Source organism: Marinobacter sp. AN1, from assembly GCF_026013985.1.
Lineage (GTDB): Bacteria > Pseudomonadota > Gammaproteobacteria > Pseudomonadales > Oleiphilaceae > Marinobacter > Marinobacter segnicrescens.
In genome coordinates this window covers 233,775-256,029 of sequence record NZ_CP110342.1, presented here as the reverse complement: position 1 = coordinate 256,029, position 22,255 = coordinate 233,775, and the positions used below count along the sequence as shown (strand labels likewise).

General features: G+C 60.3%; 19 protein-coding genes. 11 read left to right on the top strand and 8 right to left on the bottom strand.

From position 1 onward, the window contains the following. Positions 1–8: 8 nt before the first annotated feature. The 4 genes from LJ360_RS01140 to LJ360_RS01125 are packed head-to-tail and all read right to left on the bottom strand — an operon-like array spanning position 9 to position 4,289. Positions 9–1,061: an enoyl-CoA hydratase/isomerase family protein gene (locus LJ360_RS01140; RefSeq protein WP_264994997.1), complete on the bottom strand. Its 1,053-nt coding sequence runs from the start codon at positions 1,059–1,061 to the stop codon at positions 9–11. Beyond that, a complete protein-coding gene (gene mmsB, locus LJ360_RS01135; RefSeq protein WP_264994996.1) occupies positions 1,058–1,951 on the bottom strand; it encodes a 3-hydroxyisobutyrate dehydrogenase in 894 nt (297 codons plus the stop codon). The genes LJ360_RS01140 and mmsB overlap by 4 nt, the downstream gene beginning before the upstream one ends. 42 nt (positions 1,952–1,993) lie before the next feature. Then, positions 1,994–2,767: an enoyl-CoA hydratase gene (locus LJ360_RS01130; RefSeq protein WP_091851548.1), complete on the bottom strand. Its 774-nt coding sequence runs from the start codon at positions 2,765–2,767 to the stop codon at positions 1,994–1,996. A 16-nt stretch (positions 2,768–2,783) separates the two neighbouring features. After that, positions 2,784–4,289: a CoA-acylating methylmalonate-semialdehyde dehydrogenase gene (locus tag LJ360_RS01125; RefSeq protein ID WP_091851551.1), complete on the bottom strand. Its 1,506-nt coding sequence runs from the start codon at positions 4,287–4,289 to the stop codon at positions 2,784–2,786. A 146-nt stretch (positions 4,290–4,435) separates the two neighbouring features. Between LJ360_RS01125 and LJ360_RS01120 the strand changes: the two genes are divergently transcribed. Continuing rightward, complete coding sequence (locus LJ360_RS01120) at positions 4,436–5,347, top strand: LysR family transcriptional regulator (RefSeq protein ID WP_264994995.1); 912 nt, start codon at positions 4,436–4,438, stop codon at positions 5,345–5,347. A gap of 45 nt (positions 5,348–5,392) precedes the next feature. On the opposite strand, the gene LJ360_RS01115 is transcribed toward LJ360_RS01120, so the two are convergent. Both LJ360_RS01115 and LJ360_RS01110 read right to left on the bottom strand, forming a co-directional pair. Further along, on the bottom strand, positions 5,393–6,562 hold the full coding sequence (locus LJ360_RS01115) for a lipase family protein (RefSeq protein WP_264994994.1): 1,170 nt from the start codon (positions 6,560–6,562) through the stop codon (positions 5,393–5,395). A gap of 2 nt (positions 6,563–6,564) precedes the next feature. Further along, positions 6,565–7,101 carry a DUF6795 domain-containing protein gene (locus LJ360_RS01110; RefSeq protein ID WP_245742572.1) on the bottom strand — a complete coding sequence of 179 codons (537 nt, stop codon included), beginning with the start codon at positions 7,099–7,101 and terminating at the stop codon, positions 6,565–6,567. A gap of 348 nt (positions 7,102–7,449) precedes the next feature. On the opposite strand from LJ360_RS01110, the gene LJ360_RS01105 reads away from it, so the two are divergent. Further along, entirely contained in the window at positions 7,450–8,772 is a 1,323-nt protein-coding gene (locus LJ360_RS01105) for a lipopolysaccharide biosynthesis protein (RefSeq protein ID WP_264994993.1), read from the top strand. Positions 8,773–8,778: 6 nt separating this feature from the next. Here the strand turns inward: LJ360_RS01105 and LJ360_RS01100 are convergent, their stop codons facing one another. Beyond that, positions 8,779–10,110 carry a hypothetical protein gene (locus LJ360_RS01100; RefSeq protein WP_091851562.1) on the bottom strand — a complete coding sequence of 444 codons (1,332 nt, stop codon included), beginning with the start codon at positions 10,108–10,110 and terminating at the stop codon, positions 8,779–8,781. Positions 10,111–10,365: 255 nt separating this feature from the next. Between LJ360_RS01100 and LJ360_RS01095 the strand changes: the two genes are divergently transcribed. The 5 genes from LJ360_RS01095 (at position 10,366) to LJ360_RS01075 (ending at position 16,588) form a co-directional block, all read left to right on the top strand. Then, entirely contained in the window at positions 10,366–11,571 is a 1,206-nt protein-coding gene (locus tag LJ360_RS01095; RefSeq protein WP_091851565.1) for a 3-oxoadipyl-CoA thiolase, read from the top strand. 108 nt (positions 11,572–11,679) lie between these two features. Continuing rightward, positions 11,680–12,849 (top strand): acyl-CoA dehydrogenase, encoded by a 1,170-nt coding sequence (locus LJ360_RS01090; RefSeq protein ID WP_091851567.1) that lies wholly within the window; start codon positions 11,680–11,682, stop codon positions 12,847–12,849. 415 nt (positions 12,850–13,264) lie between these two features. Then, positions 13,265–14,461: an acyl-CoA dehydrogenase family protein gene (locus LJ360_RS01085; RefSeq protein ID WP_091851570.1), complete on the top strand. Its 1,197-nt coding sequence runs from the start codon at positions 13,265–13,267 to the stop codon at positions 14,459–14,461. A gap of 10 nt (positions 14,462–14,471) precedes the next feature. Next, the gene (locus LJ360_RS01080; protein WP_264994992.1) at positions 14,472–15,614 is read left to right on the top strand and encodes an acyl-CoA dehydrogenase family protein; all 1,143 of its coding nucleotides are present in this window, start codon (positions 14,472–14,474) and stop codon (positions 15,612–15,614) included. A 206-nt stretch (positions 15,615–15,820) separates the two neighbouring features. Continuing rightward, positions 15,821–16,588 carry a class II aldolase/adducin family protein gene (locus LJ360_RS01075; protein WP_264994991.1) on the top strand — a complete coding sequence of 256 codons (768 nt, stop codon included), beginning with the start codon at positions 15,821–15,823 and terminating at the stop codon, positions 16,586–16,588. Positions 16,589–16,659: 71 nt separating this feature from the next. On the opposite strand, the gene LJ360_RS01070 is transcribed toward LJ360_RS01075, so the two are convergent. Next, positions 16,660–17,400, bottom strand: coding sequence for an enoyl-CoA hydratase-related protein (locus LJ360_RS01070; RefSeq protein ID WP_091851576.1), 741 nt, complete (start codon positions 17,398–17,400; stop codon positions 16,660–16,662). A gap of 103 nt (positions 17,401–17,503) precedes the next feature. Between LJ360_RS01070 and LJ360_RS01065 the strand changes: the two genes are divergently transcribed. The 4 genes from LJ360_RS01065 to LJ360_RS01050 all read left to right on the top strand — a co-directional run bounded on the left by LJ360_RS01065 (position 17,504) and on the right by LJ360_RS01050 (position 22,201). After that, entirely contained in the window at positions 17,504–18,958 is a 1,455-nt protein-coding gene (locus LJ360_RS01065) for an amidase family protein (RefSeq protein ID WP_264994990.1), read from the top strand. 259 nt (positions 18,959–19,217) lie between these two features. Further along, complete coding sequence (dctP, locus tag LJ360_RS01060) at positions 19,218–20,258, top strand: TRAP transporter substrate-binding protein DctP (RefSeq protein WP_264994989.1); 1,041 nt, start codon at positions 19,218–19,220, stop codon at positions 20,256–20,258. Between the two features lie 81 nt (positions 20,259–20,339). Beyond that, on the top strand, positions 20,340–20,894 hold the full coding sequence (locus LJ360_RS01055; protein ID WP_264994988.1) for a TRAP transporter small permease subunit: 555 nt from the start codon (positions 20,340–20,342) through the stop codon (positions 20,892–20,894). Further along, entirely contained in the window at positions 20,891–22,201 is a 1,311-nt protein-coding gene (locus tag LJ360_RS01050) for a TRAP transporter large permease (protein ID WP_264994987.1), read from the top strand. The genes LJ360_RS01055 and LJ360_RS01050 overlap by 4 nt, the downstream gene beginning before the upstream one ends. The last annotated feature ends 54 nt before the right edge of the window (positions 22,202–22,255 follow it).

Below are 22,255 nucleotides of genomic sequence, written 5' to 3'. Positions count from 1 at the left end.
CACAAACGTCAGCCTCTGACCTCGTCGAAAAAGACGGAAACCTGCTCCGGTTTCAGGTCGTCGATGCTGGGCACACGCCATTGCGGCGACTTGTCCTTGTCGACGATCAGGGCACGGATACCCTCGACAATATCGCCCTTGTCGAACCACAGGTAATCCAGCGCGAGCTCCAGTTCGAACGCCTGCGGCAGGGACAGGTCCCGACCGCCACGCACCAGCTCCAGGGCCACGGCCATGCCAATGGGAGAGCGACCTTCGATTGCACCCAGGGTCTCTTTCGCCCAGTCCGCAAACTCGGGACGCTGCTCCTGGCGCAGGGAGTCACGCAACGCCTTGAGGTCGGCTTTGGCAAAGTGTTCATCGATAGCGGGTTGCAGCGTGGCCAGCCGGGATTTGCCGGGGTCGCCCTGCAGCTCGCCCAAGCCGGCTTTCACAGGCTCATCACTGCCAGCAACCGCGCCGGCCAGGGCGCTGCCCAGGTTTTCCAGCGCGCCTTCCGGTATGTACAGATCCGCAAGTCCGGCGTAGATCGCATCGGCAGCGTTAAGCTGCGTTCCGGTGACCGCCAGGTACTCCCCGAGCCGGCCAGGCAGCCGCCCCAGAAAATAGGTCGCTCCCACGTCCGGAAAGTAGCCGATGCCTGTCTCGGGCATGGCCAGCTTCGCCCGATCACTGACGATACGCAGGCTGGCGCCCTGCGCCACACCCATGCCACCGCCCATAACGATCCCGTTCATGACGGACAGCACCGGTTTGGGATACTGGTGGATGGCCTGGTCGAGGGAGTATTCCTCCTCGAAGAAGACACGGTGAAGGGTGTCGCCGGACTGGTAGCTGTCGTACAGCGCCCGGATATCGCCGCCGGCGCAGAAAGCCTTGTCGCCGGCACCGAGAAACACCACCGCCTCGATGGCATCGTCACCGGCCCAGCTGTCCAGCTGCCGGTGTATCTTCTGCACCATGTCCAGGGTCAGGGCATTCAGGCCCTTGGGCCGGTTCAGGGTCAGGTAGCCGTAACGACCCCGAACCTCGACAATCACTTCTGGCTGGTTGTCACTCATTCCTCACCCTTCATGTATCGCTTGATGATGGCCGAGAAGTCCAGGTGGCCATGCCCTTCAAAACTCATGGACTGGTATAGTTGCTGCGCCAGGCCGCCCATCACCACCGGCTGGCCGGTGGCCTTGGCCGCCTCGGTGGCCAGCCCCAGATCCTTGATCATCAAATCCATACCAAAGCCACCGGTATAGCCACGGTTGGACGGTGCGGTTTCGATCACTCCCGGGTAAGGGTTATAGGTATCGGTGCTCCAGCAGCGGCCGCTTGAGGTGTTGATGACCCCCGCCAGCACTTCCGGGTCCATACCCATGGATACGCCCAGGCTCATGGCCTCGGCTGCGCCGATCATGGAGATGCCCAGCAGCATGTTATTGGCCATCTTGGCCACCTGGCCGTTACCGGCGGCGCCACAGTGGACAATGTTCCTGCCCATGTTTTCCAGCACGGGGCGGGCGAACGCAACTTCCTGGTCTTCGCCACCCACCATAAAGGTCAGGGTGCCCGCCTGTGCGCCACCGGTGCCACCGGAGACCGGCGCATCCAGCATGGGGTTACCCTGGGCCGCCGCCTTTGCGGCAACGTCCCGTGCGGTCATAGGGTCAATGGTGGAGCTGTCGATCAGGTGAACACCTTTGGGAACGTGGGCCAGCAGCCCGTCGTCCTCCAGGTAAACCCCTTTTACATGGCGCGCCGCCGGCAGCATGGTGATAATCAGCTCGGCGCCGCTGCGGGCCACGGTGGGGATGTCAGCCGCGGCGGTAGCGCCTTCGGACACTGCCTTGTCGACAGCGTCCTGCATCAGATCAAATACCGTCAGTTCGTGACCCGCCTTCAGCAGGTTGCTGGCCATGGGCGCACCCATATTGCCCAGGCCGATGAATCCGATTTTCATGGTTGTGCCTCCAATGTTGTTCTTGTGCGGGGCGTTGCTGGCCTATTGGTGTTTGAAGTCCGGCTTGCGCTTCTCCACGAAGGCGTTCATGCCTTCCTTCTGGTCGTGGGTCGCAAAGATGGCGTGGAAGATCCGCCGTTCGAAGCGCACACCTTCCGCCAGGCTGGTTTCGAACACCCGGTTGATCGCTTCCTTGGTCATCATGGTGCTGGGCAGGGATTTCTCGGCAATGGTGTTGGCAGCCTTCAGGGTTTCCTCCAGCAGCTGGCCCACCGGGAACACCTGGGCGACCAGGCCAGCGGTTTCCGCTTCCTTCGCATCCATCTGGCGACCGGTGAGGCACATCTCCATGGCCTTGGCCTTGCCCAGGGCCCGGGTCAGGCGTTGGGTACCGCCGATGCCCGGCAGCACGCCCAGGTTAATCTCCGGCTGACCAAAGCGGGCGTTATCGCCGGCATAGATAAAGTCGCACATCAGCGCCAGCTCACAGCCGCCACCCAGGGCATAGCCTGCCACCGCAGCAATCAGTGGCTTGCGCCGCTGGCCAATACGATCCGCCTGGGCAAAGAAGTCATCCAGGTAGATCTGGGGATATTCCAGCACCGACATCTCCTTGATGTCAGCACCGGCGGCAAAGGCCTTCTCGGAACCGGTCAGCACGATGCAGCCGATATCCGGGTTGCGCTCGTAATCGTCCAGCGCGAGGTTCAGCTCCTCGATCAGCTGGCTGTTCAGGGCGTTCAGGGCCTTGGGGCGGTTCAGGGTGATGACACCAACCCGGCCTTTTACCTCGGTGAGAATCGTTTCGTATGCCACGTCGTATCTCCTTGCCTTATCGCAGGTTGATGGTGGTGTTCACAGAACCGACCTGCTCGTCTTCGTCGAACCAGCGGGAGGTCACGGTCTTGGTCTGGGTGTAGAACTGCACGACCTGCTTGCCATAGGGGCCCAGGTCGCCCAGCTTGGAACCCCGGGAACCAGTGAAGGAGAAGTAGGGCACGGGCACCGGAATGGGCACGTTGATGCCGACCTGACCCACATCGATATGCTCCTGGAAGCGATGGGCCGCAGCGCCGGAGCGGGTGAAGATGGCGGTACCGTTGCCATTGGGGTTGGCGTTGACCAGGTCAATGGCCTCATCCAGGGTTTCCGCCTCCAGCACGCACAATACCGGACCGAAGATTTCTTCCTTGTAGATGGTCATTTCAGGGGTAACGCCTGAGAAGATGGTGGGCCCGATAAAGTTACCCTTCTCGTAGCCCCGTACGTTCGGATCACGGCCATCGAGAACCAGCTTGGCGCCTTCGCTGACACCCTGCTGGACCAGGCCTTTCACCCGTTCCAGCGCCTGGGGCGTGATCAGCGGGCCTACATCAGTACCCTCTTCGGTGCCGGCGTTCACGTTCAGCTTCTCGGCCCGACGGGCCAGCTCCGGCAACCAGTTGCGGGCCTCGCCCACCAGCACCAGGGCGGTGACGGCCATGCAGCGCTGACCGGCGGCACCAAAGCAGGAGCCTACCAGCGCGTTGAGGGTCTGTTCCTTGTTGGCGTCGGGCATCACCACGGCGTGGTTCTTGGCGCCCATCATGCACTGCACCCGCTTACCCGCCTGGGAAGCACGGTTGTAGACATGGGTACCAACAGGCGTGGAGCCAACGAAGGACACGGCCTTGATATCCGGATGATCACAGACACCGTTAACCATATCCGGCCCGCCGTGGACCACGTTCAGCACGCCCTTGGGAACACCCGCTTCCACGGCCAGTTCCACGAGGCGCATGGTCACCATGGGATCACGCTCGGAGGGTTTGAGTACAAAGGTGTTTCCTGTGGCGATCGCCATGGGGAACATCCACAGGGGAATCATGGCCGGGAAGTTAAAGGGGGTAATACCGGCACAGACGCCAATGGGCTGGCGCAGGGTGTAGGTGTCCACATCGCCGGCCACATTGTTGGCGTACTCACCCATCTGCAGGGTGCCCACACTGGCCGCATGCTCCACCACTTCCAGGCCACGGAACACGTCGCCTTCCGCATCCGGCAGGGTCTTGCCCTGCTCAGCGGTGAGAATGGCCGCCAGCTCTTTCATGTTCTCACGGATCAGTTGCTGGTACTTGAGGAAGATACGGGAACGAGCACCAAGAGAGGTCTTGCGCCAGGTCTTGAAGGCTTCCCGGGCCGCACTGACCGCGGCTTCCAGCTCATCAGCCGTCGCAAAGGGAACTTTCGCCAGCACTTCCTGGGTAGCCGGATTGGTCACGTCCCGCCATTCAGTGGTCTTTGATTCGACAAATTCGCCGTCAATCAGCAGTTTGACGGTGGGTACCTGTGTGCTCATGGGGATCTCTCCGGTGTTTTTCTTGTGTTGATGTTTGATTACCGGATAGTAGCAGTGCATTTTTAAGAGCTACAATGGCGCTCGATGCAACCCTGTTCTGCAAATATGCACAAGCCGTCTATTAAACCACCAGATCGGAGCTCTTGATGGACTGGGATAACCTGAAGTTCTTCCTGGAACTGAGCCGTGCCGGCAAGTTGACGGCGGCCGCCAGGCGCATGGGTGTGGACCACACCACCGTGTCACGGCGCATCCACGCCCTGGAAAAGAGCCTGGGCATGACCCTGTTCATCCGTGAGCAGACCGGCTACAGCCTCACCGAAGCGGGCCGGAGGCTGCTTCCACAGGTGGAGCAGATGGAGAGCGCCAGCGTCCGCATCGAACAGAGCCTGCCCGAAGCGGACGAGCAGCTATCTGGCCAGGTGCGCATCGGCGCCACCGAGGGCTACGGCACCATCATGCTGGGACGGGAACTGGGCCACCTTACCCGCCGCTACCCCCACCTGCACCTTGACCTGCTGGCCATGCCCCGGGCCCTGCGCCTGTCACGCCACGAGGCAGACATCGTTATCACCCTGGAGCGACCGGAGCGCGGCCCCTTTATTGTCACCAAGCTCACCGACTATGTGCTGAGGCTGTACGCCAGCAGGGACTACCTGGAAGCGCACGGTCCCATCACCAATCGCAGCCAGCTCGGCAGGCACAAATTCGTCAGTTATGTGGACGACATGGTGTTCAGCCGTGAGTTGCTGTTCCTGGACGAGATTGCCAGTTCCGGCGAGATCAATATACGCAGCACCAGCGTCCTGGCCCAGCAGGAAGCCATCGCCACCGGCGCCGGTATCGGCATACTGCCCTCTTTTTCCGCCGACATCGACGACCGGCTACAGGTGGTCCTGCCGGACCAGATTCGCTTTATCCGGACCTTCTGGATGCTGATGCCGGAAGAGCTACGGCATATTGCGCGGATGCGGGTAACCTGGGATTTTCTGCGGGAACGGGCGGAGGAGAATCGGGGGCGGCTGATGGCCACCCCCGCCCCAACTGCGCCCTTATAACGGCCGTTAAAGGAATCACAAGGCCGCCGTCAATCAGACGTGCCCTCACGTGCGCTCGACCGCCTGCCTCACAGCGTCGTATAACGCCCCTGCTGTCCGGTCAAACACCCAACGTATGAACTGGAAGCTCAGGTCAACCACTGTCGTTACCGCCACCCTGGCAAAGGCCAGCATGTGCCCGAGCAGGCCGCGGGTTTGCTCGGCAAATTTTTTCGAGGCTTTTGCAATGTCTTCCAGGGTATGAGCAAGGAGATCATAGAAGGTTAAAGACGTGCTAATGGCCGCCTGGGCGAGCACAGCCGAATAGTAGCCGGCATCTTTCAGCAGCGTCACAAGAGCCGACGAGAGTCTTTCAGCCCAGTATGTGGAGAAGTGGGCCTCGTGGCGCCTTTTATAATCCAACCTGACCGGATTGTTGAGGTACTCCATGGAATTCTGATGGAGTTGGTCCCAATTACCTTTTTTGGCGGTATTGCGATAGCCAGGGATATCATCTTCACCCATGCCATGGGCCGAGGGGCTCAGGCCATCACTTCGGTCGAGCCGGTATTCGATCCCGTTGACCGGCGCATGCATGAAGGGCCAGAGAGGTACCGCCGGCACGGGATCGGCACCATGCGTACAGCGATACAGTCTATTAACCTCAAAGCTGGATTTGGTGGCGAACCCTTTCATTCCCACCCGGGGCGCGCCAAAGGTATACAGGTTGGCATCGCGGCGGTAACGCTTGTGAACCCAGTCAGACACAAGCGACGCCAACGCGCCTCCCAGACTGTGGCCGATGCAGTGAATGCCAGCCACAGTGCCGCGGCTCAAACGGGGCGTCAGCAATGCTTCCAGCCCGGGTTTCATACTTTCAAAGGTCTCGTTAAAGCCAGCGTGGACCAGCGCCCCGCCCGTACTTGGCGAAAGTCCAACATTGCCATTGGTTAGCCAGTCATGCGTGGTTTTTGTTCCCCGAACTGCAATTACATGGTGTCCTTCGTACTCATGCTTGCCATCCGCAACCATTGCGAATCCGGAAGCTCGCTGAAAGAAACCGAATATCCCGCCACTTTGGCCGACTACCGGCCCTGTTGACAGGTTGATATCGAATGACCGCGAAAGGGAAAGTCCTCTCGTTTCAAGACGATAGTCTCCTCGCACATTAGGCTGCCGGACTTGGTATACCAGCTCTGCAAATTCAGAGGCCATCCTTGGTGATACTGGCTTCATTTTTAATCCTCTAGTTCATCCATTTCCAGACCGTCGTTCCAGCGACAAATACTGAACGCAGCATGCGGAAAGTCAGGTTTTTCAAGATTTCGGAACAATAGCTCCTTTTCGGGTGTAGTAAGATCACAGTGGAGGTTACGTAACCTCCTTGTGACTGCGGTCCGCTCGTTAATACCTCCAGGCGTGTGGTACCAAAGCAGGTATTTTTTCCCATCAACGACCGCCCCTATAACCTGGCGGACACGAGTTTCATCCATGAGCTTACTGGGGAGACCGGAGCGAACATTCGTTTCTGGAAACCCGAATCGTCCCTCTTTGTCAGTGAAGGTTTGCTCGAAGTACTCTTTGTCGTAGTCGAGCGTGCGATAGACCTCTGCCCCCGGCACTGGTTCACCGTTCCGAGTAATCGACCCCTTCACCTCAGGCGAAAGATGAACCTCTGTTTTCTTCCCAAATCCAAACATCCCCGCGCTAACCTCGCTGCTCACCAGAAACAAGCCGACAACAGACAACACCAGAAAACGACCAACGGACGTCATAGCCACTCCCGGTTGGGTGGGTTTCAGGAAGGAGGGCATTAACAGGGAAGTAAAATCACGAAGGGTACAGGCACCATGCTGAGCGCCGCCGGCCTTATTGTTTCTTCCCTGAATTGCCGAATTCCGTCCTGACAAAATAATCGCGCTGTGGCGTCCCGGGGTCAATGGCGCCAGGTCACAAATTCTGTCCTGTCTGTCATGGCAGGGCCTGGTGGATTTCCTTAGACTCGTATAGCCCAGCGACGTAAACAGCCTTTTATCTGGCGCGTCTTGCTGAGTCAGCAGGTCCAGGGAGCTGTCGGGCCGCACGCTACCATCCACGCCTTTGTTCACGGTGATCTTCAGGGAATGAAACTACTCCACCCGGTACAGCGGATGTTCGACGGCTCTGCGGGGCAGGTTTTTCGTGGCATGGTAACCATGGCGCTGGGCAGCGGTGCGGCCAAGGCCATCGCGTTGCTGGTGGTTCCGCTGCTGACCCGCATCTACACGCCGGATGACTATGGCGTGCTCTCGGTATTCACCGCGCTGATTTTCCTGCTGGTGCCGTTTCTAACCTTCCGCTACGTGATGGCCATTCCGTTGCCGCGGCGGGATGGCCTGGCCATGAACCTGCTGGTGTTGTCCGGCCTGCTGATGCTTGTGACCACCAGCCTGGTCACCCTGGCCCTCGGGCTGTTTGGCGAGACCCTACTTGCGCCCTTTTCCATGGAGGCGCTCGTGCCCTGGTGGTGGTTGCTGGGACTGGGAATGCTGGGTACTGCCGGCTACGAGACGGCCACGCTCTGGGCGTCCCGCCGGCGCGCCTACAAGCCCATAGCCCGCTCGCAGATCACCCAGAGTATCGGCGGCGCTCTGGCAAAACTGGGGCTGGGACTGGCCGGATTTACCTCTGTGGGGCTACTTGTGGGCCAGGTGGTGACCCAAAGCGCAGGCACTGGCTCACTGTTTCGTCGCTTTCGCACGGATCTCCGGCAAAATTGGCGCTACGTCAGCTGGTCCCGCCTGAAAAAAACCGCTTCGCTGTATCGCCGGTTTCCCACCTGGCGAATGCCTTCACAGGTGCTGCTGGCCTTTTCAATACAGGCACCGGTATTGCTGACCGCATTAATCTACGACGCCGGCACCACCGGCCAGCTGGGCCTGGCCATTATGGCGATCTCATTGCCCATGGCGCTGATTGGCGACAACATGAGCAAGGCCTATTACGCGGAGATGTCCGCGATCGGCAAGAAGCATCCCCGGAAGATCCGCAGGATCACCTGGTCGGTGATTCGAACGCTCACAGTGCTTTCCATTGCACCGGTGGCCGTACTGGCGTTGTTCGGCGAGCCACTGTTCACCCTGGTGTTCGGCGAGCAATGGGGAGCGGCCGGGCAGTACGCGGCCATTCTGTCGCTGTTCCTGCTGAGCCAGTTTGCCACCTCGCCGGTGGTTCGGGTGTTCTCGGTAATGGGGCGGGAGCGGGTATTCCTGTTTATCAATATCCAGCGGGCGCTGTTTATCCTGCTGGCGTTCGCGCCGGGCTGGCTGCTGGGCTGGCCCATTGAGGCGACGCTCTGGGCCTACAGTATTCTGTTATCCGTGCACCGGGTGCTGACCGTGGTATTCGTATTCCGGGCGTTGAACAGTGAAATCCGCAACCAGGACACACTGACGGCAAGCACCTGACTACGCTCAGACCAGCAGTGCCAGGAACAACAACAGAAGGGGCAACGCGGCCGCTACAAACAAGCCATTCCAGCCAAAGGCCACCTTCAGCTGGGAGACCCGCCCGAACCGGGCCAGCAAGCTGACCGCCGGGCCCATCGGGGAAAGCATCATGGCCAGGGAGAAGCCGATAATCAGCGCCACCGCGATCGGCATGATGGCCATACCGGCGGCTTCCAGCTGAGGCAACAGGCCACCCACAATACTCAGTGAGGTGATAGGAATGACACCGATGGCCGATAATAGTGGCAGCAACAACATGCCCGCCACCGCCACCAGGTAGACTCCGGCCTCCCGGGCCGCAACGCCGGAGATGAGGTCATCCGGCACCAGGGTCATCAGGGCCACACCCAGGCAGGCAGACGAGGCAAAGATCGCCATCTCGTTACTCATACCCGCGACGTTCTGGGTAGCCTCCCGGAACACCGCCAGCGGATCACGCTCCTTCCAGAGCATATAGAGGATCGTCACCGACGGTACCGCGATCATCGCCGCCCGGGAAACATTGAACCCGGCGGTGTAAACCAGCAAGGCCATGCAGCCGAGAATCAGCGACACGACCACGACCAGCGTGCGGGTACCCTGGGGCCAGCCTTCCAGCTTTACCCGCTCCTCGCTGATCTTGCGGAACCGGCCCTGTTCCAGCACCCAGCCGACGCCGATCAGCAAGGCCGCTGCGGCTATGCCATAGGGCAGCAGGCCGGACCAGGAAATGTCCGGAACCTCCCGGGTGATAATGGCGACAGCCACGCTGGTGGGAGCCACCAGCGGGACCAGGGAGAAGCCCCGCAGGGCGCTTATCAGTACACTGCGAATCCAGTTCAGGCGGGACTCCCCTTGAATGTTGCGTTCATCAAGCGTGGAGGTGAGCGTTCCGCACAGCAGATTCATCACGCCAAAATTGAGCACCGAGGCGATGCTCAGGGTGGTAACGGCGTATTTGGGGTACAGCAGAAACGGCGGCCCACCCAGCAGTACGTCATGGATACGGCGAAGCACCTCGAACCGCCGCACCAGGCACTGCATCATGCCGAGGCTGCCCAGAAAGGCACCATAGAAACCGGCGGAAGCTGCGGCATCCAGGAGACCGGCGCCCGTCAGTTTACCGGTGGCCGCCAGGGCGGCGACAATGGCGAGGGTGATCAACAACAGGGAGCGGGAATACAGGGTGATACGCCCCATAAACAGGGTGAAATAGCCGATAAACAGGCAGCCGGCAGCTATACTCAAGGCACGTGCGGACGTCATCAGCGCCAGCAGTTCGATGACAACGGCCAGCGACAGCAGGTAACGGCTCATAGAAGGCGGACTTCCCCGGAAATCGGGTGGCGGTGTGTGCGGCCCTGACAGCTTGCAATTGCCCATCGGCCGGATTAATCTTTAGCCACCCTGAAGTTTGGATAAAATTCAGTTTCGCTTGATGAAACTACATCATCATTTTTGCCAAGACAAGCGCCTGGCATTTTCCGTTATCATAGGGCGGCACAAACTGGATTCCTTATTCACCGCCCGGAAGGTTAACTTCCCAGGCGGATTATCAGCACAGGAGAGAACATGAGCGCCTATATCTACGACGGCTTGAGAACCCCCTTCGGACGCCACGCCGGCGCCCTGGCCAAGGTACGCCCGGACGACCTGCTGGCCAGCGTTATCAAGGCCGTTATCGAGCGCAACGGATTCGAGCGCAGCGCTTACGAAGACGTGATCGCCGGCTGCACCAACCAGGCTGGCGAAGATGCCCGTAACATAGCACGCCACGCGGGCCTCATGGCGGGCCTGCCGGTTGAAACTGGTGGCCTGACGGTTAACCGCCTGTGCGGTTCCGGTCTTGCAGCCATTATCGATGCGGCCCGTGCTGTACGCTGTGGCGAAGGCGAGCTGTTTATCGCCGGCGGCTCCGAGAGCATGAGCCGTGCGCCCTTCGTTATGGCCAAGAGCGAAGCGCCCTACTCCCGTGACTTCCGCATGTTCGACAGCACCATCGGTGCCCGCTTCCCCAACCCGCGGGTAGAAGCAGAATTCGGCAACGACACCATGCCGCAGACCGCTGACAACATCGCCAGGGACCTGGGCCTTACCCGTGACAAGGTTGACGAGTTCGCAGCCCAGAGCCAGGCCCGCTATGAAGCGGCTCGCAAGCTGGGCTTCTATGACGAGGAAATCCTCGGCATTGAAGTACCCCAGGGACGCAAGAAGCCGCCGGTTACCGTGGACCAGGACGAGCACCCGCGCCCGCAGTCTGACCTGGCCGCCCTGTCTAACCTGCGCCCGCTGTTTGAAGGCGGCGTGGTCACCGCCGGCAACGCTTCTGGTGTCAACGACGGTGCCGCTGCGCTGATCATCGGCTCCCTGGAAGCGGGCGAAAAGGCCGGCATCAAGCCCCGCGGTCGCATTGTGTCTGCCGCCATTGCCGGCGTTGAGCCCCGGGTGATGGGTTATGGCCCGGTACCCGCATGCGAGAAGGCCCTGGCCCGCGCCGGCCTGTCCATCAACGATATGGACGTGATCGAAATCAACGAGGCATTCGCTGCCCAGGTACTCGGCTGCACCACCAAGCTGGGCATCGACCAGACCGACCCGCGCCTGAACCCCAACGGTGGCGCCATTGCGGTAGGCCACCCGCTGGGTGCTTCCGGTGCGCGGATCGCGCTGACGGCGACCCGTCAGCTGGAGCGCATGGAAGGCCGCTACGCCCTGATCAGCATGTGCATTGGCGTTGGCCAGGGGATCGCCGCCGTTATCGAGCGGTACCAGGACTGATCCCCAACCATAAGGGCGGCCGGGCTCCGGCCCTGCCGCCTACACCAAACCCCCAACAGGGCGGTGCCGAATGCCGACACCGCCCGCCAGTACTTCAGGAGACACACTATGGCTTCCGCTCCCTGGGACGACCTGCTTCAGTTTGACAAGCAGCTTGACGAAACCGAACGCCAGGTTCGGGACAGCATCCGCAGCTTTTGTGACCAGCGCCTGATGCCCGGCATCACCGAGGCCAACCGTCACGAGAAATTCGACCGCAGCATCTTCAACCAGATGGGCGAACTGGGCATGCTCGGCGCAACCCTGCCGGAAGAATACGGCGGCCCGGGCCTGAACCATGTCTGCTATGGCCTGATCGCCCGTGAAGTGGAGCGTGTGGACTCCGCCTACCGCTCCGCCCTGAGCGTGCAGTCTTCCCTGGTCATGTACCCGATCTTCTCCTACGCCCGGGAAGAGACCAAGAAGCGCATCCTTCCCAAGCTGGCCTCCGGCGAATGGGTTGGCTGCTTCGGTCTGACCGAGCCCAACCACGGTTCCGATCCCGGCGGCATGGAAACCCGTGCCAAGAAAGTGGACGGCGGCTACCTTCTGAGCGGCTCCAAGACCTGGATCACCAACGCGCCGATTGCAGACGTATGCGTAGTCTGGGGCAAGCTGGACGGCAAGGTCACCGGCTTCATTATTGAGCGCGAAGGCGCCAAGGGCCTGGATACCCCGAAGATCGAAGGCAAGTTCTCCCTGCGCGCGTCTGAAACCGGCTCCATCTTCATGGACGAGGTCTTCGTACCGGAAGAGAACAAGCTGGACGTGGAAGGCCTGAAAGGCCCGCTGAGCTGCCTGACCAAGGCCCGCTACGGCATCAGCTGGGGCTCCCTGGGCGCCGCCGAGTTTTGCTGGCACGCCGCCCGCACCTACACCCTCGAGCGTCAGCAGTTTGGCAAGCCCCTGGCCGCCAATCAGCTGATCCAGAAGAAGCTGGTAGACATGCAGACCGAGATCACCCTGGGCCTGCAGGCCGTGCTCCAACTGGGTCGCATGATGGACGCGGGCGAAGCCACACCGGATGCGGTCTCCCTGCTCAAGCGCAACAACTGCGGCAAGGCCCTGGACATTGCCCGGGTATCCCGTGACATGCATGGCGGCAACGGTATCTCTGACGAATACCACGTCATCCGCCACGTAATGAACCTGGAGGCCGTCAACACCTACGAGGGCACCCACGACGTTCACGCCCTGATCCTGGGCCGTGGCCAGACCGGACTGCAGGCGTTCAAGTAACACCAGGTGCAGTAGCGTTCACAAAACAGGGCCTTCGGGTCCTGTTTTTTTGTTTCAGGGTCGCCATAATGCCCCATTTAAGTCTCAGGCGAGCAATATGCGCCTCAATCCACTAGAATGGGACCGCCTGTTTCAGTGACCTCCGCCTGCCGGCAGCGACCTTGCCGCATATCTTTCTGATCACTTTTGATCAACCTGTTTCACCAGGCGGACCCACTCCTACAAAAACGACCTCGGCCTGCGGGTCCGTATCACTGGACCCTCCCTCACCAGGCTCCACAGGCACACTGGAGTTACGCGTACTCCGGCGCCGTTCAGCGCCCGGGGAATTGACACGTCAATGGCGTTCCTCCATCATAGGTATATTCTGCTATGCGGTATATGTTTTCGCTAGAACGAACCGAGAGGTTGATTCATGAACATGAACTACACGGCTGAAGAGCTTGCCTTCCGCGACGAAGTGCGCGCTTTTCTGGACGAAAAACTGCCGGCTGATATCGCTGCCAAGGTCAAGGGCTTCCGTCGCCTGACCAAGGAAGACCACCAGCGCTGGCAAAAGATTCTCAGCGAACAGGGCTGGTACGCCACCCACTGGCCGGAAGAGTACGGCGGTGTGAAGTGGACCCCGGTTCAGAAGCACATTTGGGACGAAGAGTCCTGCGCCTACGGCGTACCCCGCTCCATTCCCTTCGGCGTGAACATGGTAGCCCCGGTTATCATCAAGTTCGGCAACGAAGAGCAGAAACAACAGTACCTGCCCCGCATCCTGTCCGGTGAAGACTGGTGGTGTCAGGGTTACTCCGAGCCTGGCGCCGGCTCCGACCTGGCCTCCCTGAAGACCCGCGCGGTCCGTGACGGCGACCACTATATCGTCAACGGCCAGAAGACCTGGACCACCCTGGGCCAGCACGCCAACATGATTTTCTGCCTGGTGCGGACCAACACCGAGGTGAAGGCCCAGGAAGGCATCTCCTTCCTGCTGATCGACATGAACACCCCGGGCATCACCGTACGTCCGATCATCACCCTGGACGGCGAGCACGAAGTCAACGAAGTCTTCTTCGAAGACGTGAAAGTGCCGGTCGAGAACCTGGTAGGTGAAGAAGACAAGGGCTGGACCTACGCCAAGTACCTGCTCACCTATGAGCGTACCGGCCTGGCTGGCATCGGCCTGTCCAAGGCGGCCCTGTCCCACCTCAAACAGCTGGCCAGCCGCCGCCTGAAGAACGGCAAGCCGCTGCTGGAAGACCCCACCTTCAGCCAGCGCATTGCCCAGGTTGAAATCGACCTGATGGCGGCTTCTATCAGCAACCTGCGCATCATCGCGGCCGTAGAGGGCGGTGGTGTTCCGGGTGCCGAGAGTTCCATGCTGAAGGTCAAGGGCACCGAAATTCGCCAGGCCATCAATGACCTGGCCCGTCGCGCCCTTGGTCCCTACGCAATTCCGTTTGTTGAAGAAGAAATGAGCTACGACTACGAAGGCGACTTCCTGTCTGACGAGAACGCGGCCCCACTGTCTTCTCAGTACTTCAACAACCGCAAACTGTCGATTTTCGGCGGATCCAACGAGATCCAGAAGAACATCGTATCCAAAATGATTCTGGGACTATAAGGAGGCGACCATGGACTTCACTCTGAGCGAAGAGCAACAGATGTTGCAGGACACCGTGGCGCGCCTGGTCCGCGGTGAGTACAGCTTTGAAAAGCGCCTGGAATTCAGCGAAACCGAGCTGGGCTTCAGCGAAGATTTCTGGAAACAGCTCGGCGAGCTGGGCCTGACAGCCGTTCCCTTCCCTGAGGAGCTGGGCGGCTTTGGCGGCGGCGGTGTCGAAATCCAGTCCGTTATGACCGAGCTGGGCCGTGGCCTGTGCCTGGAGCCATACCTGCAGTCCGTGGTTCTGGGTGGCGGCATCCTGAGCCAGGCGGGTAACGACGAGCAGAAAGAAAAGTACCTGGCCGGCGTGGCCAGCGGTGAACTGAAAGTGGCTGTTGGCCTGCAGGAGCCGCAAGCGTTCTACAACCAGAACGAGGTAGCCACCAAGGCCGAGAAATCCGGCGACGGCTACACCCTCAGCGGGCGCAAGGCCGTTGTGATCGGTGGTCACTGTGCCGACCTGATCATCGTGTCTGCCCGCACTTCCGGTGATGTGAACGATGCCGACGGTATCAGCCTGTTCGCCATCGACCCGAACGCCGAAGGCGTTGAGCGTCGCACCTACCCCACCGTTGACGGTGCCAAGGGCTGCGACGTCTTCCTGAACAACGTGCACGTAGGCGCTGACGCCCTGCTGGGCGAGGAAGGCAAGGCAGCTGACGTTATCGAATACCAGACCGGCCGCGCCATCGCCGCCCTCTGCGCCGAAGCCGTGGGCTGCATGGAAGAAGCCAACGAGCTGACCCTGGAGTACCTGAAGCAGCGTAAGCAGTTCGGAGTGCCCATCGGCAAATTCCAGGTCCTGCAGCACCGCATGGTCGACATGATGTCCGAGCTGGAGCAGGCCCGCTCCATGGCCATCCTGGCCGCCAGCTACGCGGATGCCGAGCAGAGCGACGAGCGCCGTCGTACCCTGGCCGCCGCCAAGAACGTCATTAACCGTGCCGGCCAGTTTATCTCCGAGAAGGGCATCCAGTCCCACGGCGGTATCGGCATGACCTGGGAATACAGCTTCGCGCACTATGCCAAGCGCCTGGTCATGATCGGCCACCAGCTGGGCGATGACGACTTCCACCTGGAGCGTTACGCGTCCCTGCTGCAGGCAAGCTAAGCACGGCAAAGAAAAGGTAGAGAAGAACCTGTCGGGTCTCTCCTCCAGTTGGAGAGCGTTCGGGGCGGCCCCACAAAGGCCGCCCCTTTTGTGGTGAGACACCAAGCGGTATCTCCCTATCCCATTAACGAGCTACACTGTCATTCACCCCCAGAACACAGGGAGCCCGAGACTCCCGATGTCCAACAACAAGAGGATCACGCAGTATGAATGCATCCAACATCACCGGTACCAACACGATGGATACCGACGAGCTGAAGAAAGCCGAATGGAAAGTCCGCACCGAGCTGGCTGCCGCCTATCGCCTGGTCGCCCTGTATGGCTGGGAAGACCTGGTGTTTACCCACCTGTCTGCGCGGGTACCGGGTCCGGACCACCACTTCCTGATCAATCCATATGGCCTGCTGTTCCACGAAATCACCGCGTCATCGCTGGTAAAGGTGGACAAGGAAGGCCAGGTGGTGGAAGCGGGCGGTATCGACCGGGTCAACCCGGCGGGCTTCACCATTCACAGCGCCGTCCACATGGGTCGTGAAGATGCCCACGCGGTGATGCACGTGCACGCAGCAGACAGTGTTGCCGTATCCGCTCACAAGGAGGGCCTGCTGCCCCTGAGCCAGACCGCCATGCTGTGCCTGGATCACCTGGCCTACCACGACTATGAAGGTGTTGCCCTGAACCTGGATGAGCGGGAGCGACTGATCCGGGACATCGGTGAAAAGAACATGCTGATGCTGCGCAACCACGGCATCCTGACCGCCGGTGGCTCCGTACCGGAATGCTTTACCTATCTTTACTTCCTGATGAAAGCCTGTGAAATCCAGGTGCGCACACCGGCGCCCTATTGCCTGCCTTCACAGCAAGCCATCGAGACCACCCGGGAACAATCCCAGTCACTGGGCAAGGCTGCGGCCCTGACCTGGCCGGCGCTGATCCGTCTGCTGGACAGCAAGAACCCGGGTTACGCGGTCTGATCAACCTGCCCGCCCCACTGGCAGGCGCATAAAGGGGTAGCCACCTGCTACCCCTTTTCCTGTCTGCAGGCTTACTTCTTTCCCATACGAGCCAGTGCTGCATGGCAATCGTCTGAGCGCAGTCGCTCCGAGAAGACCTCACGCTCGCGCTCCAGCGCATCCTTGGTCATGGCCTTCCACGGCGCTTTCATCAGTCGCTTGCTCGCCCTGAGGGCCTCACGGGGCTTGCCGGCAAGCTTTTCGGCCACGGCGAAGGCTTCATCCAGGGCTTTACCGTCAGCCACTGTGCGACTGACAAGGCCGATCTCGGCCGCTTCGGCAGCGCTCAGCACATCCCCCATCAACAACAGGTCCGCCGCCTTGCGGGCACCCAGGTGGAGAGGCATGGTCACGGTTGAAGCCGCCTCCGGCACCAGGCCCAGGTCCACAAACGCGGTCTTGAAGCGGGTAGACTCACCCGCGTAGACCCCGTCTACATGCAGCAGCATGGTGGTTCCGATGCCGATGGCCAGCCCCTCGGCAGCAATCAGAACCGGTGTGTCACAGTTCATCAGGGTTTCAATAAAAGCCAGGCCGGCGGACGGCTTGGGGTTGGTATCCGTGGCGCGGGCACGGAAGTCATCCAGGTCATTGCCCGCGGTAAACACACCACCATCACCGCTGATCACAATGGCGTTGACGGATTCATCCGCCGCCGCCTTCTCCACGCCTTCAGCCAGGGCAGAATACATATCCCGGGTCAGGGCGTTTTTCTTCTCCGGGCGGGAAATCAGCAGGTGAACAAAGCCGTTCTTCTTTTCAGTCTTGATCATGGAGCCTCCAGGCGGCATCAAAATTTCGAAATACTGTTTCACAAAACGACTGGATATTCTATGTTCGTGACTCCCACACGAAAACAACCACAATGGAGATATCATGGACTTCCACAAACTATCCGCCTTTGAGCTGGCCCGGGGCATCAAGGCCCGCGAATACACCAGCGAACAAGTGTTGGAGCACTTCCTGGAGCGCACCCGTCGATACAACCCGGCCCTGAATGCCGTTGTGGTATTGAAGGAAGAGCAGGCAAGGGAGCAGGCGCGTGCTGCTGACAAGGCCGCGGAGGATAGCCGTGACCTGGGACCGCTCCATGGCGTACCCATGACCATCAAGGAAACCTTCGAAATCGAGGGCTGGCCCACCACTGCCGGTCACAAGGGCTACCAGGACCATATTTCTCCCCGCACCGCTGTTGCGGTGCAGCGACTGCTGGATGCCGGTGCCATTATCTTCGGCAAGACCAATGTGCCGGAGTTCGCTGGTGACCTGCAGTCCTTCAATGAAATCTACGGCACCACGAATAACCCCTGGAACACCAATCTGACCCCGGGCGGCTCCTCCGGTGGTGCAGCAGCAGCCCTGGCCGCAGGTCTGACACCGCTGGAACTGGGCAGTGATATCGGCGGCTCCATCCGCACGCCAGCCGCCTTCTGCGGCATCTATGGCCTGAAAACCACCTCTGGCCTGGTCCCCATGCGCGGCCACGTTCCGGGCGCGCCCGGCAGCGTCGCCAAGCGGGACATGGGCGTGGGCGGCCCCCTGGCCCGGCACCTGGATGACATAGAGGCCGAACTGGACCTGCTGTCCGGTCCCGACGACGACATGGCCCCCTGGCAGGTGAACCTGCCCCCGGCCAGCAAGAAAGCCCTGGAGGAATACCGCTTTGCCACCTGGCTCAATGACGACTGGGCACCGGTGGACAACGAAGTACTGAGCGGGCTGGTGGGTTTCTGCGACGAACTGAAATCCCTTGGCGCCCGCCTTGAAGATGCCCAACCGGAAGGACTGACCCTGGAGAAAAGCCATCGCCTCTACTACCACCTGCTCGGTGGCGTCATGAGTCAGGGCCTGCCCCCGAAGGTTCGGGATCGCCTGGCGAAACTGGCCGGGGAACAAGGCGATGACTACCCCCACCGCTTTGCCCGGGGAGCCCTGCAAAGCCATGGCGAATGGCTACAGAAAGACGAGGAGCGGGCACAACTGCAACGGACCTGGGCCCGGTTCTTCGAGGACCATGACCTGATGATCTGCCCGGTGACCAACACCCTGCCGTTCCCCCATGACCAGGAAACCTCGGCTATGGCGCGCACCCTGACCATTAACGGAAAGCAGGAACCGTACCTGGATGTCACCGTATGGGCCGGCGTAGCGATGGTAGTGGGACTGCCTGCCATCAGCTTTCCGGTGGGCTTCGGCGACGACGGCCTGCCCCGGGCGGTCCAGATTATTGGCCCCGCCTGGAGCGAGAAGACCCTTATAGACGTCGCTCGCCAGGTCCAGGCCCGGCTCTTCCCGGAGGGGTTGCCCTGGCCGGAGCTGCAGGAAGGCTAGGGGCCGATCTGCCTGACCGGCAGGACAAAACCCCTTGCATAAACTATCTTTTCAACTGGGTCCGACGGGCATCATGCAATGCCGGGCCTTGCCGTCCATGGCCCGGTTGCGACCAATGGCCAGACGACTGGTATTGCAAACGCTCGCTCGAATGCGATAAATTTGGGAAACGTGGATCCGTTCTGCAGTCACAAGTTTCGCCTGATGAAATTAACGACAGGATGTCCCCACAGGAAAACAACAAAGAGGTTAAGAAGTAATGCTTAACAACGTTCGCAAAAAACTCACGGTATTTGCCTCGGCACTTACCCTCGGCGTCTCCGCCGCCCTTGCTGTAACGCCCGCCGCCGCCCAGGAAACCTTCACCTGGAAGGTTCAGTCTCACTGGCCGGGTGCTTCCAGCTCCTACAAGGACAGCCTGGGTCGCCTGAAAGAGCAGCTGGAAGAGCGTTCCGACGGCCGCCTGAAGCTTCAGCTGTTCGAAGCCGGCTCCCTGTTCAAGGCCCAGGAGACCTTCAACGCGGTCAGCCGTGGCATCCTTGAGATGGGTACCATCTCTCCGTCCTACGCCTCTGACAAGATGACCCTGGCGGGCATCGCTTCCGGTCTGCCCTTCGCATTCCGTAACGTCTGGGAAGCCGCCTATTTCCACCAGGCCCTGGGCTTTGAGGAAATGCTGCGCGAAGAAGCTGCCCAGCACGGCGTCTACTGGGCGACCGACAAGGTTTACCCCACCGAGATGGTCGTCAAGGAGCCGATTGAAAGCCTGGAGGACTTCAAGAGCCTGAAGATCCGTTCTTCCGGTGCCCTGCAGAAGTTCCTGACCGAAGCCGGTGCTGCCGCGTCCTATATCCCGGGCGGCGAGCTGTACACCGCGCTGGACTCCGGCATTGTTGACGGCGCCCACTGGGGTGCTGCCCAGGGTGCCTACTCCATGGCCCTGTACGAGATCGCCAAGTACCACGTTCAACCGGCCCTGAACATTGCTGGCACCGACGTTATCATCGTCAGCCAGAAGGCCATGGACAAGCTGCCGGAAGACCTTCAGCAGCTGGTCAAGGACGTTCTCCAGGAGCAGTTCTGGTACCGCACCAACGAGTACCTGTACAAGGAGCGCATCACCCTGGCCAAGGCTATCGCTGAGGAAGGTGTTGAAGTGAACACCCTGCCCCAGGACGTACAGGACCACCTGGTCCAGGTTGGCCAGGCCATGTGGGACGAGGAAGGCGAGCGCAGTGACAAGGCTGCTGAAGCCCTGTCCATGCTCAAGAGCTTCCTGAGCGACCTCGGCTACCTGTAAGTCAGTCCAAACCGGCCGGGGGCTCCCTAAAGGGCCCCCGGCTTTTTATTGTAAGCCATCAGATTCCTCCCGGAGGATGCCATGCGTGCCATCAGAGCATTCATGAACGGCGTCACCAGAATGAACAAGGCCATCGGCGTGGCCGTGTCCTTCCTGGTGTTTGCCATGTTCCTGTTCATATTGCTGGAAGTCTTCCTGCGATATGCCTTCAACGCCCCCACCGTCTGGACCAACGAGCTGACCCAGCTGCTGTTTGGTGCCTATGCGGTCCTCTCCGGCGGATATCTCCTGGCCCACCGTGGCCACGTCAATGTCGACCTGATCTACAGCCTGTTCGGTCCCCGCATGCAGGCCGCCATTGATGTGTTCACGTCTATCCTGTTCTTTATCTTCACCCTCGCATTGCTGTACTTCGGCGTCGATATGGCCCAGGAGTCCATCAGCAGCTGGGAAACCTCCTATTCTGCCTGGAACCCGCCCATCTGGCCGGTGAAGGCCTGTATCCCCATAGGCACTGCCCTGCTGGTACTGCAGGGGATCGTCAAACTGCTGGAAGACATCGCCATCGCGTGCAACCTGAGCTACTACCGGCCCGAGGACCATCCCGAGCATGATCCCAAGGGAGAGCAACTGTGAGTACTGAAATCCTGACCCTGCTGTTTTTCGGCTCTCTCCTGCTTTTCGTTTTCCTGGGCTTGCCGCTGGCATTTGTACTGGGTGGCGTATCGGTCGTCTTTCTGTATTTCACCTGGGGCTTTGACTCCTTCTACATGGTGGCTTCACAGATCTGGAGCACCATGGGCAGTTTTACCCTGGTGGCCATCCCACTGTTCGTCTATATGGCGATGATCCTGGAACGCACCGGGGTCGCCAAGGACCTTTACCGGGCCATGCACCTGTGGTTCGGCGGCCTGCGCGGCGGCCTGGCTATCGGCACCCTGGCCATCTGCGCCATCTTTGCCGCCATGGTCGGTATCAGCGGCGCCGCCGTCGTGGCCATGGGCACCATCGCCCTGCCGGCCATGCTGGCCCGGGGCTATGACCGGAGCATGTGCCTCGGTGTTATCAACACCGGCGGTGGCTGGGGCATCCTGATTCCCCCCAGCATCATGATGATCCTCTATGCCCTGATCAGTGGCGTCTCTGTGGGCAAGATGTTTGCTGCCGGCATTTTCCCGGGCATCCTGCTTATGGTGCTGACCGCGGCTTACATCCTGATTCGTAGTAACCTGCAGCCCCACCTGGCACCAGCACTACCCCCGGAAGAACGCGGCACCTTGAGGGAAAAGCTGGTTTCCCTGCGTTCCGTGGCGCTGCCCATCCTGATCGTGGTGATGGTACTTGGCTCTATCATGGGCGGGATTACCACGCCCACCGAGGCAGCCGCCATGGGTGTGCTTGGTTCCCTTATCGCGGCGGCGGTCTATCGCAAGCTGGATTTCGCGCTGCTCAAGGAAGCGTCCATCCGCACCTTCAAGCTGTCCGGCATGATCATGTGGATCCTGTTCGCTGCCCACGCCTTCAGCGCCGCCTATCAGAGCATGGGCGCCCAGAGCATGATCGAGGGCTTTATCACCCAGATTCCGGGCGGCCCCTGGGGCATTATCATTGCCATGATGCTGATCACCTTCATACTGGGCATGGTACTGGACCCCGTAGGTATCATGCTGATCACCCTGCCGGTGTTCCTGCCGATCGTGGAATCCCTGGGGTTTGATCCGGTCTGGTTCGGCATCCTGTTCGTGATCAACATGGAAATCGGCTACATGACGCCACCCTTCGGCTTCAACCTGTTCTACCTGAAGGGTATTGTGCCGCCGGACATCACCATGAAGGATATCTACAAATCGGTGATCCCCTTCGTGATCGTCGAGATTATCGGCCTTGTCCTGCTGATGATCTTCCCGGAGATTGTCACTTACCTGCCCGAGTTGCTGTTCTGACGGGTAACCCGTGATGACGATAACGCCGGCACCCGCAAAGGGGCCGGCGTTTTT